The following is a 15,476-nucleotide window of genomic DNA, read 5'->3' on the forward strand; positions in this document are numbered from 1 at the left end:
GTAGGTATATTTATCTTTCTTCTATGAGTTTAGTAGATATAGAGTTAATCGTTGTCGCATCAATAAGCGGAGTTTCATCCTTTTTACTTCCATTTTACTCTGCAATAAATAATTCAGGAAGAAATTTGAAGAAATATGATTTCACAGCAATTTTATTACAAATTATTACTTTGGCATTTGTTGTAAGTCTAGTATTAAGGATCAGAAATTGTGAAATTTTTATAATCAAGCAAGAGGCCTGCTTTTATTAGTACCCCTTCACCTACGATATTTTCTTCAATTTCTGGAACCCATAAAGCTCTACACAATATTTGCCTGCTTAAAATATTCACGCTAACAACTTTTTGTAATGCTGAAAAACAAAGGTCTTTAGCAACGCAAATTTCTCCTCCGTCTGAAGGTTTTGCACTTATTTCATCGAAAACATCAGACTTTACTATTAAATCACCACTAAAGCCCGTATCTATTAAAAACAATTCTTCAACGTTCTCCACTGTAAGCTTAACTCTCATTTAGTGTATAATTCCGCAGGAGCTATTATTCTAATTTTTTTGCCTTCTTTCATTTTTTCTTTTGCGAAATTATAAGCCTCATCTTCACTGCTGAATACTCCCAAAACGTTACCAATATCATCAGTAACGTAAAAATCTTTATTTCCAATCACTATCCTCACTTTCTCCCCTTCTTTTACTTTATCTTTTAAAAATTCATAAGCCTCATCTACGTTTTTAAATTCTCCTATCTCTTTACCTTTCTCATCCAGGGCAAGAAGTCTTTCACGTTGAACCTTTAGGTGAATTTTTTTGCCTTCTTTCATTTTTTCTTTTGCGAAATTATAAGCCTCATCTTCACTGCTGAATACTCCCAAAACGTTACCAATATCGTCGACAACTAATATTCTCATGAGATAAATTTTGTCCTGATAGCTAAAAGTTTTACATTACTAATGGCCTCAAATTCTTATGTGGTAGTTTCCTTTACGAGCAGTTACATAGCTCTGCTATTCCTTCATCATACTATTTACAGCCGTGGTATGTTTTTAGTGGTTAAAAATGAAATTTTACGAAATCGTAAATAAATCTGAGATAAGCTATAAGTATCAATTAATACTTATAATATATATTTAATACGATGACAAAAGATGTCTTCTTATGAAGCTATTTCCAAGATATACAAGCATTATTATCTCCCACTTATTATAGAAATAGTATAATACTCATTTTATGACAATCTTCAGGCAATTAATTCTAACCTATATTATATATTCGGTCTATTCTATATTATTGCTTTTTATGATATTTTTACATATTTTATTATATCAAGATATAAAATCTATATTTTATTTATGATTGTTAGTTCTGTAATAGTGCTGTTGGTAATATCTCTTGTATATTCACGTACTCTACTGCATTTTTCATTTCAGTTTTACCTTATGTAGCAAGTTTTATATTAACATTTATCGCATATATTACAATATCATTATATATAATTAAAAAATAATGTAGAACTAACTGTAAATAAATACGAGATTTTGCAATCAGTATTTCTAGAAGTTGCTAATCTCATTACAAAAATGGAGGTTAAAGGGGCGGAAAGGGGATGGATAGTCCAAGAAAGTTTAAAAACTTTTATTGACATTAATGACTCCATCCCCCAGCTCGAGTGAAGGGCAACCAGCGTGAAAGTCCCCTCAAATGGTGATCTCTGAGCCACCCGAATTGATGGTGGTAACTTTGAACCCCTTGGTAGGGAACCCTTCCAGGGAGGAAGTCAGTTTAATACAATACGACTTATTACCTAATATCTTACTAGCATTACTTTTTGGTTTATTTTTAGCGTTATCTTATGAAAAGAAGCAATTAAAGTGAAAGGTTACATTTATTGATTAAAAATGAACAAATATTATGAGAAAATATCCTGGAGATTCAGTTTGTCACTTGTAGGGGCTTCAGCTTTTGCTGGAATTTACATGTCAACATTGTATCATGCTGATATCAATGATCAATTTGTACTTAAGATAAAAACATGAAAGATAATAAAAATATGTCACAATTCATGATAATATTACGTTTTTTGTTATTGTCAACGTATATTATATCTACAATCTTTAGCTAACTTTACGCAAACAGTGAATAATCTATTTACCTTTCTGCTTAAGGTAAATGTAAACCTTGTATCTTATGCAATCCATTAGCCTATCGTGATGGTCCGACATATGTAGAGCAATATAATCTAGAACGTCATCATTTTTAAGTAATTCTTCTACACTTGCTGTCGCATTCAGTATAAATCCTGGATCTGCTTTTGTGTTCTTAACTTTCCTGTTTTTAACGAGTTCTTTAAGGTATTCATCTGTGTAAGAAATCCACTTTTTAATTACAGCCTCTATGTCGTCTCTATTTACTCCTAGCTTCTTAGCAATTTGCTTTACCGGTCTATTCTCGCACCTCATTTGCGCAATTTTCTCCTCAATCTTGGGATTCATGACTTTCACTAGAGCCGCCGGCGGGATTTGAACCCGCGACCGCCGGCTTTCTTAGTAGGCCTTACAAGGCCGGCGCTCTACCCGCTGAGCTACGGCGGCATATTAAATTTTAGCTAATAACTTTAAAAGTTTATCAGCGTAGTTAACGGCTTTAGCAGAGAAAGGCTTATTAGGTGAATGTAAAAATAATAACTCAGCCGGGTCGTCTAGCGGTCAAGGATGGCGGGCTTTGGCCCCGTCGACCTGGGTTCGAATCCCAGCCCGGCTATATATTTTAAAATGTATGGGTAATATTTTATTGAGGTTAAAGATTTTGCCATTCTTTGGTATTTTTAAACGAAACAAAGAGAGAGAGCATTACATTTATGACGAACTAGGAGAATGGATAATAATTTCTGGGAATTCGAAGCTAGGATTTTTATATTCAGTAATTTCAAAAACTGTGTCCAAATTGGCAAAATATTATGATCTTTACATTTTACAGTTTCTTGAAGATTCAGAAATTAGGAATTTTTACACTATTAAAGCAATGATATCAACTAGATCTCCTATAAAGGATTCTTTACTTTCTTCTAAGCTTTCTCAAAATCTTTCAAAACATGGCACATTAGGTCAAATAGATGTTGTAAAATTAAGATACTGTGGAATGAATTACTTGTTTTTCAAATTTAACATTCTTATTAAGAAGAGTAAGAACGTCAAGGAAGACGTTAAGGTGCTTTTACCCCCCTTGGGAGTCAGCACTTCTGGAATTCCTTATTCAGTTAAAGATCTTTTTAAGTCGATTTTTGAGTATAATTCTAATGCAGTTTGCCAATCTATTCTGGAGTTTAAGGATGATAATACTGTGAAGATTTTAGCAAATTGTAGTGATTATGTAGACTTGGAAGGAATAAAATATTCCTTATCTTACTTTTCTAAAGATTTTAAGACAAGTGTTAAATCCTCTATTAGGTCTGTAGAAGTTGAGATTGAAGCAAAGGATTTTAATAGGCACGCATTGATTCCTTTACTTTGGAATAATTTTCTTGATATATATTCTACATCATCATCCTGCTAAATTAAATATAAATTTTGAGCTTTCGAATTATTCTTGGTGAATACTTCTGATAAAGGTAAACGATCTAGAAATTCCCACTCTTGACGATATTAGCTTTTCTGGTAATAAGCTTTTAGTAAGAATTGATATTAACTCACCCGTAGACCCAAAAACCGGTAAGTTAATTGATGATTCACGTATTAAAGCTTATAATGAAACTATAAAAGAGTTAGTAAATAAAGGGAATTCCTTAGTTTTAATTTCGCATCAAGGCAGACCTGGAGATAGTGATTTTATTTCACTTGAAGAGCACGCTGAGCTTTTGAGCAAATACTTGGATATGAACGTAGAATTCGTGGAAGACGTGATGGGACCTTATGCTAGAGAGAGAATAAAAAACATGAAGAGCGGTGAAGTAATTCTTTTAGATAACGTGAGATTCGTTTCTGAAGAGCTTATAGAAGCTCCACCTGCCCAGCACGCTAAAAGCTTTTTAGTTAAAAGGCTATCTCCTCTTTTTGACGGTTATGTTAATGATGCTTTTGCAACAGCTCACAGAAGTCAGGCTAGTATAGTAGGCTTTCCAATGGTTTTAAAATCCACAGCCGGCAGGGTAATGGAAAAAGAAGTCTCAGCCTTGGCAAAGATTTTTAACGCCGATGAATTTCCTAAAGTTTTTGTCTTAGGTGGAGGTAAGGTCCTAGACAGTATAAGAATAATAGAAAATCTAGTAAAAAGGAGGTTAGCTGACAGAATTCTAACAGGCGGTTTAATTGCAGAACTTTTTGCAGCAGCCAAAGGTTTAGATTTAGGTAAAGAAAATATGCAGATCTTGGAAAAGAAGGGGCTTATATCCTTAATTCCTAGGGCTAGGAAAATCCTTCTCTCGGGAGGTCCAATAGAAATTCCAGTAGACTTTAAGGTAGAGAAAGAAGGAAAGGTTGTTGAAGAACCAAGTAACAAGGTTACTGGAGTAATAAAAGATATAGGGAGCACAACTATGGGCATTTATTCATCATTTATAAAGGATGCAAAGGTAATAGTGATGAGGGGTCCAATGGGAGTAATAGAAGACGAAAGGTTTAGGGAGGGTAGTAAGAAATTACTTGATAGTGCCTTAGAAAGCCAAGGTTATCTTATAATAGGCGGTGGGCATATGATAAGCATGCTAGGTGGAGGTTCGGAAATAAATCCAAGTAAAGTTCACGTTTCAACTGGCGGCGGCGCATTGCTTTTATTTTTAGCTGGCGAAAGATTACCTGCACTTGAGGCTTTAGATCTTTCCTACAAGGAGGTGGTGAAGAAGAAATGATTAAGGTAGCATTAAATGGTTATGGAACTATTGGGAAAAGAGTAGCTAATGCAATTATGTTACAACCCGATATGAAATTAATAGGCATTGCAAAAACTTCGCCAAACTATGAGGCATTTGTAGCGCAAAAAATGGGTATAAATATTTATGTTCCTCAGGAATCAGTCAAATCCTTTGATGAGGCAGGAATAAAAGTTGCGGGAAATATAGAGGATATGGTAAAGGAGGCTGATATTGTAGTTGATGCTACTCCTAACGGAGTTGGTGCACAATATAAGGAGCTTTATCAAAAATTTAGTAAAAATGCCATATTTCAAGGTGGAGAAAAGGCTAACGTTGCAGATGTTTCTTTCTCTTCTCTTTGTAATTATAATGAAGCTATAGGAAAGAAATACATAAGAGTAGTGTCTTGCAATACTACTGCGTTACTTAGAACTATATGCACTTTAAATAAACTAAGTAAAGTTGAAAAAGTTAGGGCTACAATAGTTAGGAGAGCTGCAGATCCTAAAGAGGTTAAAAAGGGTCCTATAAACGCTTTAGTACCAGACCCTGCTTCAGTCCCTAGTCATCATGCTAAGGATGTCAACACTGTGCTTAAAGATCTTGATATAATAACAATGGCAGTTATTGCTCCAACAACATATATGCATATGCATTTACTTAACGTGACTCTTAAGTCTCAAGTAAGTAAAGAGGACGTCATAAGTCAGTTTTTGAATACAAGTAGGTTTCTGCTTGTAAGAGGCAAATCAAAAGTTAATTCTACTGCAGAAATTATTGAGGTTGCAAGAGATTTGGGTAGAATAAGGAATGATGTTCCGGAAGTAGTAATATTTGAAGATTCAATCTATACTAAGGGTAATGAAGTATTTTTAATGTACGCAGTTCATCAAGAGTCTATAGTAGTTCCTGAGAATATAGATGCAATAAGGGCTTCGTTAGATTTGGCTAGTGCAGAAGATTCGATAAAAATAACAAATACTAGTCTAAATATAGGTAAAGGGTATCTTATATGAGCTCTCCAACATATACCGTAAGTTTATGGTTTAGGAGAATCTTAGTTCCTGTGGACGGATCAGAAAATAGCATGAGAGCTTTAGAATTAGCAACAGATTTTAGCCTTAGATACGGTTCTAAAGTTACAGTAATTCATGTATGCAGTACTTGTGAGGAAGCCGAGCACGTTAAAAAGAAGGTTGAGGAAAGGATAGGAGATAAAATAGATTATGATTTTAAAATAATAAAAATGTCTAATGACAGTAGCGTTCCTAATGAGATCTTAAAAGTGATAAATGAGGACACTTTTGATGCAGTAATCATGGGTTCTAGAGGTACTTCAGTCAACAGTGATATAAATATAGGATCAACAGTGTTATCTGTTGCAGCAAATGCTTCAATAACTGTTATAATTGTTAGATAATCATTGGAATGCTCTTGCTAGAGTAGCTTGATAGGTCAACGTTAAATGTGTATTTTACTTCAAGGAACCTCTTTCTTAGTTCTATTACTTCCTTCTTAACCTCTTTAGGATCTTTTCCATCTATTGCGACTTTCTTCATTAATTCAGCAATTTCATCCATTTCGTCTTCTTTCATTCCGTATCTAGTCATTTCTTGAACTCCTATTCTTAATCCGCTAGGATTACTTACAGTTTCCGGAGTATCACAAGGCAATAAGTTTTTATTTACTATTATATTAGCCTCCTCTAGTAATTTTGCTATCTTAGCTCCTCCGCCTAACTCTCTAACGTTTACTGCGACTTGGTGGCTTTTAGTGTATCCTAGATGCTCTCCTACTACCTTAAATCCTCTTTCCGCTAAGGCCTCTGCAAGTTTTTTCGCATTTTTAGTTATTTGTGAAGCGTAATCTTTACCGAAGTATTTCATTTCTATTAAAGTAACCGCAGTTGCTGGCAGTCTGTGCAAATGATGATTGCTTACAAACCATGGAAATATTGTCCTAGAGATTTCTTTGAATAGTTCGTCATCATTTGATAATATAGAACCTCCTTGGGGTCCAGGAAAAGTCTTATGAGTGGAGGTAGTCATTACATCTGCCCCTTCATCTAATGGATTACTCCAAGCTTTACCAACTATTAATCCGTAAACGTGAGCAGCATCATAAACTAGTTTTGCCCCGACCGCATGAACGTGAGGAGCAAGTTCTTTTGTAGGATGAGGGAATAAATATAAGCTTCCTCCAAGAACTACGAATTTTGGTTTAACCTCTTCTATCATTTTAATAGCCTTATCTACATCAACGTTTATGTTTTCTTTATCAAAAGGCATTTCTATATGTTGTATTCCTAGTGCTCCTAAAGTTCCGAACTTTGTGTGACTTACGTGAGAGCCCGCTTGAACTGGGGCTATTAATGCCTTATCTCCAGGGTTTGCTAAAATTCTGAATACTGCAGCATTAGCTATTGTTCCACTTATTGGCCTTAGGTCAGAGTTTTTAGCTGGAGTTACTTCGTTCATTAATTCTATTGCTAGGCTCTCTATTTCATCAACATATTTTGTACCTTGATAAAACCTTTTGTAAGGCTTACCTTCAGCATATCTTGACATGAAGTCACTCATATATACTGCCTCTGCTAGTGGGCTCATCACGTTCTCTGATGCTATCAAATTTATTGTTTCAGTTCTTCTCCACGTATTTTGTTCTTTAGTTAATTGAATAACTTTCGTTAACTCTTCGGGCAATTCCATGGCTTATAGTTTCACAAAAGAGAAAATTAAGCTTTTATGCCCCTACCTAACATCTTGTGAGCTCTGCCTAACTCCTTATTACCAAGTGCTGAAAGCAGATTTAATTCCCCTGCCAGTACTGTCGATGCAATTATTTCAGCGAATTTTTTAGCATTACTTCCAGGAGGATTTCCTCCACCGGCAACGCCCATGATAGATAATGCCTCCCTTTGAGTAGGCAATCTTGTCCCACCGCCAACAGTTCCAACTTCAAGTGAAGGTAAAGTCACGCTTATGTAAAGATCTTCTCCTCTAACTTCTGTCCAAGTATATCCACTACTGCTTTCTACTACCTGGGCCATATCTTGCCCTGTAGCAAGAAAAATTGCAGCAATTATGTTAGCAAAATGGGCATTAAATTGATAAATATTTCCAGCTCTTGCACTCCCTAACAAGTTTTTTCTTAAATTTACTTCATGTATCGCCTCAGCTGTAGTGCGAAGAACTTCCTTAAGTATTGTGGAAGGTATTAAAGCTTCTGCAATAACAGTCTTGCCTCTACCAAAAATTGAGTTGACCATTGATTGTTTTTTGTCACTACACATATTTCCGCTAACAGCAACGCATTTTGCTTCGGTAAACTCGCTTTCTATAAAATTGCAAATTGCTTCAGAGGCTATAGTAGCCATGTTCATGCCCATAGCATCTCCTGTCTCAAATACGAATCTTAACCATACATTATTTCCTAAAACAAAAGGTTGTATTTCTTTCAATTTTCCGTGAGAAGTAGTTGACTCTGCTACTTCCTTTATTTTATCTAAATTTTTATTTATCCACTGCAAAAAATTTACAACACTATCTATATTAGGTAATTTAAATACTGGAGCTCTAGCCATGCCGTCAAAAATTATCTTAACTTTAGCTCCTCCAGCCTTTGTAATTGCCTTACAACCTCTATTTACACTAGCAATTAATGCTCCTTCTGTAGTTGCTAGTGGAACATAAAAATTTCCCTTAGCGTAATCTCCATTAATTTTTAAAGGGCCTACTACGCCAACTGGTATTTGTATTCCACCTATTACATTTTCTGCATTTCTATTTTTTATCTCAGAATAGTCTAAAATTGTTGACCCTATAGAAGGTAAACTTATGCCAAGAATTTTTTCTAATGCAAGCCTTCTTGCAACCATTGCGGCATTTGCTTCCAAAAAATTATCAATTTCATGAAGCTCTATTTCCCCTTTAACAGCTTTTTCTACTACATCATCTATGTTCATCTTCTACCAGCCTAAATTTTATACCGTATTCTATCAAGCCATTACTTGAGTCTGCCTTTAACCTCCTTATGACTGCTTCTACTCTAGAATTATCTTTAATTTCACCAGTAATGTCTGTTAATGGGGCTACAATTTCAATGCCTTCATCTAATCTTATTAAACCTACGTATTCTGGAGCTGTTTTTTCAAAGCCCGGTCTAGTTTGATATGATACAGTATATGAAATTAGAGTTCCACGCCCGCTTAATTTTACTTTAGAGACGCTTGTAGAACCGCATTTATTACATATTTCTCTGTAAGGGAAGAATAGATTACCGCATTTATTGCACTTGCCTGCGATTAATGAATATAGACTCTCTTTATTTCTCCAAACTTGTGCAGGAAAGACTTTCATTTTTAACACCTCTTTAATCCAATTACATAAGCTGAAGTACCTAAATCATCTGTTGATATTACCACTCCTTTTTCACCTTGTGCCCTCTTACCTGGGAAAGAACCTGCTAATTGCATGAAAGATTCTGCAAGTTGATAAATTCCGGTAGCTCCACCCGGGTATCCTCTAGATTTTAAACCACCGCTATAATTCACCTGAATTGAGTCTAGCATATTCAAAGATTTGCCCTTTTCGAAGCCTATCTCTTCTAGGATTAGCGCTGCATTAATGCTATAAGAATCGTGAATTTCCATGAAATCTGCTTTGTATTCTCTAAATCGCGAATAGGCTTGTCTTACCGCAGGCATACTCAGTGTTGTAAATTCTGAAACTGCTGAGGAAACGTCAGTTATTTTTACTTTAATCTCCGGTTTAAACTCCTCATTAGTAAGCAATACTGCCGCTGCGCCGTCTGCTCTTGGCGAAGTATCGAATAGTCTAAGAGGTTCAGAAATAATTTGTGATTCTTCTATAGTTTTCTTATCTACTTGGAATTTTAAATAAGCGAAAGGATTTTCTGAACCATATTTATGCATTGCTAAAGGCCATTGGGTGAAATAATCGTAATCTACACCATAAGTCTTCATGTACTGTTTCATTTGTAATGCTGCAAATGGCTGTAAAGTTAGTCCTTCTCTATATCCAAATTTTTCGTCTAAATTCTCTGCAATTATTTCATTAAGATAGCTAGTAGGAAAGTCACCCATTTTTTCTACGCCTATTAATAATATAGACTTAACTAGCCCAGATTTTATCATGTAATAAGCCGTCTCTATTGCAGCGCCGCCGCTGGCATCTCCATTTTCTATTCTGATTGTGAATCCTGAAAAACCTAACATGCTGGAAATCTTACTAGCTAAAAGAACTTGATTAACTGTAGTCTCTGAATAAGCATTTGCTATAATCACGGCATCGGGCTTTATTTGAGAGTTGAACTTACTCATTACCTCTGCTACTAAGTCTACTAAGTTTTTCTCATAATATCTATCTATTTTTATCATTGAAGAATCATAAACTAATACGTCCGTCATTATTCATACACCTTGTATTTATTCGTGAATTTTGCATATTCTGCATAAGTTACAATGATCTTATTTGAAATATAATAATCCGTCGTGTGAGCGAGCTTTTGTTTCTCTAAGATATTCTCAGTAGTAACAAAACTAAAAGCGTCTGCACCAGCACCGCTACCAAATGGAGCAACTAGAATTCTTTGTCCTGGTCTTGCTATGTCAAGTACTTTAGCAAATCCTAGTAATGCTGAGGCATTATACGGATTTCCTATGTAAGGAGAGACTAAGCCTGGCTTTACTTTCTCTAATGGCACCCCAAGTTTTTTAGCAACTTGAACTGGGAATTTTCCATTAGGTTGGTGAAAAACAAAGTAATCGAAGTCAGAAACCTTATAACCATAGTCCTGGAATAATTTTTCAACCGCAGAAATTATATGTGCGAAATATGCGGGCTCCCCAGTAAAAGCTTCTCCATGTAAAGGATAAGGCATTCCGTCCCTTCTCCAGAAATCTGGAGTATCAGTATTGAAAGAAGCAAATCCTTCTAATACAGCTGCAGATTCGTCAGATTTACCTACTATAAATGATACTGCTGCAGCGGCTGAACTTAACTCAAGAATATCCCCTGGATTAGATTGTGCAGTATCTGAACCAACTACCATACCGTATTTTATCTTTCCGCTCTCAACCATGCTTAAAGCCAAACCCAAGCCCACTGATGCAGCTCTGCAAGCAAATTCCATATCTGCACTTAATGAGTAATGTGAAATACCTAAAGCATCTATAAGTACTGCAGCAGTAGGTTTTACTGCATAAACTTTAGATTCTGAACCAAATAATACTAAGCCTATTTCTTCCGGGTTTATTCTAGCTCTATTTAACGCATTTCTTGAGGCTTCTATAGCCATAGTTGTTGAATCCTCATCCGGTGCCGGTACAGACTTTTCTGTTAAACCTAAAACTTTAGGAGTAGTAGCTTCTTTTCCCCAAACCTTTGCTATGTCATTGACGTTTATTCTATATCTAGGTATGTAAGATCCCCATCCAACTATACCTGAACGCATCTTAATAATTCCTCTTTGTATTTTTTAAAGATTTTCTATTGTCGATATACCTAATAGACAATTGTCTATAAAAAAGTAAAGTATGAAGACAAGAAAAAGAAAGAATTAATTAAAAGAGAAAAAAGAAAGAGAGGGTTTAATCTGAGCTTCTATCTGCATAAAATACCTGGTATCTTCTTGGTTTTAATGCCTTTACAATATAATCAAAAGCAGCTTGCGGGTCACTTTGCTCTCCGCAAGTATAAACATCAAGTGTGGCGTAATTATATTCATTCCATGTGTGAAGCGCTATGTGACTTTCTTCCACCAAAGCTAGTACGGAAACCCCACCTTTTTTACCTCCAAATGACCAAGACTTTGCTTCTACTAATTTCATGTTTGCTACCTTTACTGCTTCTAGAACTAACTTTTCTAGATATTCTCTGTCAGTAAGTATTTTAGGATCTATATCATATAGGTTTCCGAATACATGCTTACCTACAATTTTATCTTCAGAAGATTTGAGAACGAGTCTCTCTTCCATTTCCTGTTCTATTACCCTCCACGTTTACATGAATAATTTACATTTATAAATGTAACTGAGCAATTCTATTTGGATTATTTTATATGATTTTATCTAGGTATTTTATCTTCCGAAAACTCTTTAATAGCTTAGATAGTATAGAATAATGGACCCGTAGCTCAGCCAGGATAGAGCGCCGGCCTCCTAAGCCGGTGGTCGCGGGTCCGAATCCCGCCGGGTCCGCCACAATTATTACTATTTTAATATTATTTGAAGCTAAGAGATAAAGATCTACACAATGTAACTTTATTTAGTTATCCTTATATATCTTCTGGAATTTTTGGTAAATCTATATAACTTTTTAAGAATAATCCTACCAAATCAAATAGCTTGGCAGAATTTTTCATTATTACGAAATCATTGCTTATTATTGTTAATTCGCTAGACATCACAGTCTTATCAGCTTTATTTACAGTTTTTGCATTTATGCCTCTTTTCCTGAGATTTGACGCTAACTCACCACTGTGGCTAATCTGTGAATCTAAAATTATTGTAAAAGATAGACCTAAAGCGTAACAAAATTCTGCGAATAAAATTAATATATCTTCTATTCTATCATCTCCTTTCTTTGAACCTAAGCCTAAATCTCTTACGAAACCATCATCGCATATAAATGCCTCATCGTTATCTAGGGCATTTAATATAGTTATTGCAACATTATAGCCGTCAATTACTACATTCTTTTCTAGGATCGTCTTTTCCTTTATTTCCTTAATTTCTTCGTCGGAATGGGTGCATCTATAAAGAAGTAGTCTTTCCTTAAAAGAAAGAGAATATCTTCCAGTCACAAGGTCTAATGCGGGCTTTCTATTATATCCTCTATTTAACAAATATTTATAATCAATGTATGCTTCTTTCAATTCCTTCCTTAATATCATTAATTATCTCTTCCCTTGATTTTCCTTCTAGCATCATGCTAACATAAGTTCCTTTTCCTCCTCCTTTTCCTCCCTTGTTTCTCAGAAAGCTTGCTAGCTCGTCTAACTTTAAGTCTTTACTAGATGCAATGTCTACAGTTTTCTTGCCTATAAATACTGCTATAGTTTTACTACCTTGAGAAGTCAATTTTCTTAGTAAGTCTTTAACTATGTCTTCATCTATTATTTCTGGCAATATCTTCAAATTAATTCCATTAACTTTCTCTTCAATTACCTTACTTTCTACGTAACTTGAATACCAGTTCCTATACATTGATAAAGTTTCTTTAATTTCCTTCATTTCCTCTAATGTTCTCTTTAATCTTATTTCAACTTGTTCTGGTGAGGTTTCTAAATCCTCTGAGATTTTGTTTATTCTATCCTCAATACTTCTGGCATAATTTGAAACCATATCACCCGCAACGTATTCCAATCTTATTACTCCGTCTTGTATTTTCTCTACGTTAATAATCTTTATTGCACCTATTTCACTTGTATTACTTACGTGAGTTCCGCCACAACTTTCTACGTCCCAATCCTTAATTTCTAATAGTCTAATAGTAGGCTTATTTACAACTCCACCTTCATATATGGAAACTCCAAAAGTCATTTCAGCTTTCATTCTATCCATTTCTATAGCTGTTACCGGTCTTCTATCATTTATCACATAATTAGCCATATCCTCAAGTTTCTTTATCTCTTCAGGAGTTAGCATCTTATAATGAGTAATGTCCAGCCTAGCCTTTTCTGGAGTTTTCTCTGCTCCAGCTTGCCAAACGTGTTCTCCAAGTAATTTCTTTGCAGCTGCCAGTATAACGTGAGTTGCAGTATGGTGTCTCATTAGCCTATATCTTCTTTGCCAGTCTATTTCGCCATAAACTTCTTCTCCAACATTAAGCTTTGCTTCCTTATCTAAAACATGAACTACAACATCACTTACTTTTTGAGTATCTATTACGTGGTATTCTTCTCCACTCTTTGTCTTTATTATTCCAGAATCTCCCAGCTGTCCTCCTCCCTCTGGATAAAACGTAGTCTTATCTAAAATTAAGAAGTTCTTATATACTCCAAGAACTTTGCCATTAAAGCTTCTCATATATTGATCTTTATAGTAAAGTTTGTTCGTTGGTTCAAACTTTTTAGCAAATTCTATTACGTCTGGCGTAAGTTTAGCCTTCTCTTTTTCTCCCTTAATTGGTGCTGATTGGTGTCTCTTTGCAACTAAAGCATAAAAGTTAAATGGAACGGAAATCTCTATTCCTTTCTTCTTCAGTTCTTCTGCAATTAAGTCTGGAGGAATTCCATTAGTGTCGTAAGTTTTTATTAAATCTTCGGTGGTAATACTTCCTTTTTTAGCTAAAGTTGAAGCTACTGAAGGAACTTTTTGTAAGGTCTCTTCATACTTTTCTTGCTCATATTCTACAACGTCTAGAATGTAATCTTTATTCTTAAGAAATTGCGGGAAATCTTCTTTCCAGAAGTTTATTTGTTCAAGAACTAAATCTTTTAATCTAACATCACTGCCTAAAATTTTCATTACGCGGAGAGATCTCCTTATTAATAATCTTCCTAGATATCCTTCACCGGAATTTGAAGGTACAAGTCCATCAGCTAACATTAGTGCAATAGTTTTAGTGTGGTCTAAAACTTGGAAAACTCTTGCTGCTCTTGTAAGTTCCTTTTCTACTTCTTCTTTCTTCAATCCTAGCGCCTTAGCGACCATCTCTCTATGATGTGTTATAGTTAATGGATTGTCTGGGTCAATTCTACCAGCAAATCTGGCCGCGGTCTTTAGCATTTCCTCATCTACGTAAGGTTGATCTAATTTTTTAAAGAATGTGTAAACTAAATTTCCGTAAATAGCATGAAACGCTGTAGGAGTCTTTTGAGTAAACCAGGCTATTCTTTCTATTCCATATCCTGTATCGACTATTTTTAATTTTAATGGAACGTATTCACCATTAATTACTTGATACTGCATAAATACTAAGGTAGCTAATTCTAATCCACCAACAGTAACCTCAAACGACGGCCCGGCATTTCCTCCCCCTTCCCACCATGATTCTTTAAAAGTTAGAAGTTCTTCTGGAATTTTCAATTCTTCAGTAAAGAATTCCTTTGCCAACCCAACAGTCTCATCTTTCCAGTATACGAACTTGTCTGGGTAGTTAAAGGCGTGATGCCCTCCCATCTCGAACGTTGTTAAATGTCTTCCGAATGTTATTCCGACGTTATCAACGTCTTCTAACCTTATACAAGGTTGAGATACTACTAATGGATTTGCAGGAGGTTGAACCATTCCGCTAGTTACATGAGGCTGAAAATCAACAATACTTGCTATTGTTAGGTATAAGTCATCTCTCCACCTAGCTAAAACCGGCTTTGGTGGTATAATAGTATGTCCATGTTTGTGAAAGAATTCTAAGAATTTTTTTCTAGCTTCACTAACGCTAAGGTTTAGTTTTCCTATGTTTGAATCGAGAAAAGTATAGTCAGTGCATGGTATATCAGCACAATTATCTCTGTTTCCGTCGGTAGTCCAGAATGGAGTTTTACATGATACGCACTGCTTTCTTACATAGTGATTCTCTAAGAAGAATTTTAACCTATATTCGTTCTCGTCTACTTTCATCCTATAACAAAACAAGAAAACAAGAATTAAAGACTAATGTAGAATAATCAAA

The 15,476-nt window shown here is 35.1% G+C and carries 16 protein-coding genes and 3 tRNA genes; 7 read left to right on the forward strand and 12 right to left on the reverse strand.

Going from position 1 to position 15,476, the window contains the following annotated elements; all coding sequences use genetic code 11:
* Positions 1 to 194 precede the first annotated feature (194 nt).
* Entirely contained in the window at positions 195 to 512 is a 318-nt protein-coding gene (locus D1867_RS01605) for a pepsin/retropepsin-like aspartic protease family protein (RefSeq protein WP_155862524.1), read from the reverse strand.
* The gene (locus D1867_RS01610; protein WP_155862525.1) at positions 509 to 904 is read right to left on the reverse strand and encodes a hypothetical protein; all 396 of its coding nucleotides are present in this window, start codon (positions 902 to 904) and stop codon (positions 509 to 511) included. The genes D1867_RS01605 and D1867_RS01610 overlap by 4 nt, the downstream gene beginning before the upstream one ends.
* Positions 905 to 1,733: 829 nt before the next feature.
* Between D1867_RS01610 and D1867_RS12590 the strand changes: the two genes are divergently transcribed.
* Positions 1,734 to 1,868 (forward strand): hypothetical protein, encoded by a 135-nt coding sequence (locus D1867_RS12590; RefSeq protein WP_276608426.1) that lies wholly within the window; start codon positions 1,734 to 1,736, stop codon positions 1,866 to 1,868.
* Positions 1,869 to 2,137: 269 nt separating this feature from the next.
* Here the strand turns inward: D1867_RS12590 and D1867_RS01615 are convergent, their stop codons facing one another.
* Together D1867_RS01615 and D1867_RS01620 are read right to left on the reverse strand one after the other, a co-directional pair.
* On the reverse strand, positions 2,138 to 2,485 hold the full coding sequence (locus D1867_RS01615) for a hypothetical protein (protein WP_155862526.1): 348 nt from the start codon (positions 2,483 to 2,485) through the stop codon (positions 2,138 to 2,140).
* A gap of 12 nt (positions 2,486 to 2,497) precedes the next feature.
* Positions 2,498 to 2,584 (reverse strand) — tRNA-Thr (locus D1867_RS01620).
* A gap of 96 nt (positions 2,585 to 2,680) precedes the next feature.
* On the opposite strand from D1867_RS01620, the gene D1867_RS01625 reads away from it, so the two are divergent.
* From D1867_RS01625 to D1867_RS01645, 5 genes are all read left to right on the forward strand, one after another.
* A tRNA-Gln gene (locus D1867_RS01625) sits at positions 2,681 to 2,753 on the forward strand.
* A 45-nt stretch (positions 2,754 to 2,798) separates the two neighbouring features.
* Positions 2,799 to 3,545 carry a hypothetical protein gene (locus D1867_RS01630; RefSeq protein ID WP_155862527.1) on the forward strand — a complete coding sequence of 249 codons (747 nt, stop codon included), beginning with the start codon at positions 2,799 to 2,801 and terminating at the stop codon, positions 3,543 to 3,545.
* Between the two features lie 46 nt (positions 3,546 to 3,591).
* Complete coding sequence (locus tag D1867_RS01635) at positions 3,592 to 4,836, forward strand: phosphoglycerate kinase (protein WP_155862528.1); 1,245 nt, start codon at positions 3,592 to 3,594, stop codon at positions 4,834 to 4,836.
* The gene (locus D1867_RS01640; protein ID WP_155862529.1) at positions 4,833 to 5,855 is read left to right on the forward strand and encodes a phosphorylating glyceraldehyde-3-phosphate dehydrogenase; all 1,023 of its coding nucleotides are present in this window, start codon (positions 4,833 to 4,835) and stop codon (positions 5,853 to 5,855) included. Before D1867_RS01635 ends, D1867_RS01640 begins: the two co-directional genes overlap by 4 nt.
* Complete coding sequence (locus tag D1867_RS01645) at positions 5,852 to 6,259, forward strand: universal stress protein (protein ID WP_155862530.1); 408 nt, start codon at positions 5,852 to 5,854, stop codon at positions 6,257 to 6,259. The genes D1867_RS01640 and D1867_RS01645 overlap by 4 nt, the downstream gene beginning before the upstream one ends.
* On the opposite strand, the gene glyA is transcribed toward D1867_RS01645, so the two are convergent.
* The 6 genes from glyA to speD all read right to left on the reverse strand — a co-directional run bounded on the left by glyA (position 6,252) and on the right by speD (position 11,836).
* Positions 6,252 to 7,547, reverse strand: a complete 1,296-nt coding sequence (gene glyA / locus D1867_RS01650; RefSeq protein WP_155862531.1) for a serine hydroxymethyltransferase — start codon at positions 7,545 to 7,547, stop codon at positions 6,252 to 6,254. The two genes, D1867_RS01645 and glyA, sit on opposite strands and share 8 nt — an antisense overlap.
* A gap of 26 nt (positions 7,548 to 7,573) precedes the next feature.
* Positions 7,574 to 8,803: a hydroxymethylglutaryl-CoA reductase (NADPH) gene (gene hmgA, locus D1867_RS01655; RefSeq protein ID WP_155862532.1), complete on the reverse strand. Its 1,230-nt coding sequence runs from the start codon at positions 8,801 to 8,803 to the stop codon at positions 7,574 to 7,576.
* Positions 8,790 to 9,197, reverse strand: a complete 408-nt coding sequence (locus tag D1867_RS01660; RefSeq protein ID WP_152940925.1) for a Zn-ribbon domain-containing OB-fold protein — start codon at positions 9,195 to 9,197, stop codon at positions 8,790 to 8,792. Before D1867_RS01660 ends, hmgA begins: the two co-directional genes overlap by 14 nt.
* 2 nt (positions 9,198 to 9,199) lie before the next feature.
* Positions 9,200 to 10,267, reverse strand: a complete 1,068-nt coding sequence (locus tag D1867_RS01665) for a thiolase family protein (protein WP_155862533.1) — start codon at positions 10,265 to 10,267, stop codon at positions 9,200 to 9,202.
* Complete coding sequence (locus tag D1867_RS01670; protein ID WP_155862534.1) at positions 10,267 to 11,313, reverse strand: hydroxymethylglutaryl-CoA synthase; 1,047 nt, start codon at positions 11,311 to 11,313, stop codon at positions 10,267 to 10,269. Before D1867_RS01670 ends, D1867_RS01665 begins: the two co-directional genes overlap by 1 nt.
* 136 nt (positions 11,314 to 11,449) lie before the next feature.
* The gene (gene speD, locus D1867_RS01675) at positions 11,450 to 11,836 is read right to left on the reverse strand and encodes an adenosylmethionine decarboxylase (RefSeq protein WP_155862535.1); all 387 of its coding nucleotides are present in this window, start codon (positions 11,834 to 11,836) and stop codon (positions 11,450 to 11,452) included.
* Positions 11,837 to 11,983: 147 nt separating this feature from the next.
* Between speD and D1867_RS01680 the strand changes: the two genes are divergently transcribed.
* Positions 11,984 to 12,061 (forward strand) — tRNA-Arg (locus D1867_RS01680).
* Between the two features lie 74 nt (positions 12,062 to 12,135).
* Here the strand turns inward: D1867_RS01680 and D1867_RS01685 are convergent.
* Together D1867_RS01685 and alaS are read right to left on the reverse strand one after the other, a co-directional pair.
* Entirely contained in the window at positions 12,136 to 12,753 is a 618-nt protein-coding gene (locus D1867_RS01685; RefSeq protein WP_155862536.1) for a DUF434 domain-containing protein, read from the reverse strand.
* Positions 12,716 to 15,424: an alanine--tRNA ligase gene (gene alaS / locus D1867_RS01690; RefSeq protein ID WP_155862537.1), complete on the reverse strand. Its 2,709-nt coding sequence runs from the start codon at positions 15,422 to 15,424 to the stop codon at positions 12,716 to 12,718. The genes D1867_RS01685 and alaS overlap by 38 nt, the downstream gene beginning before the upstream one ends.
* Positions 15,425 to 15,476 lie beyond the last annotated feature (52 nt).

The organism is Acidianus infernus (assembly GCF_009729545.1).
Classification (GTDB): Archaea; Thermoproteota; Thermoprotei_A; order Sulfolobales; family Sulfolobaceae; genus Acidianus; species Acidianus infernus.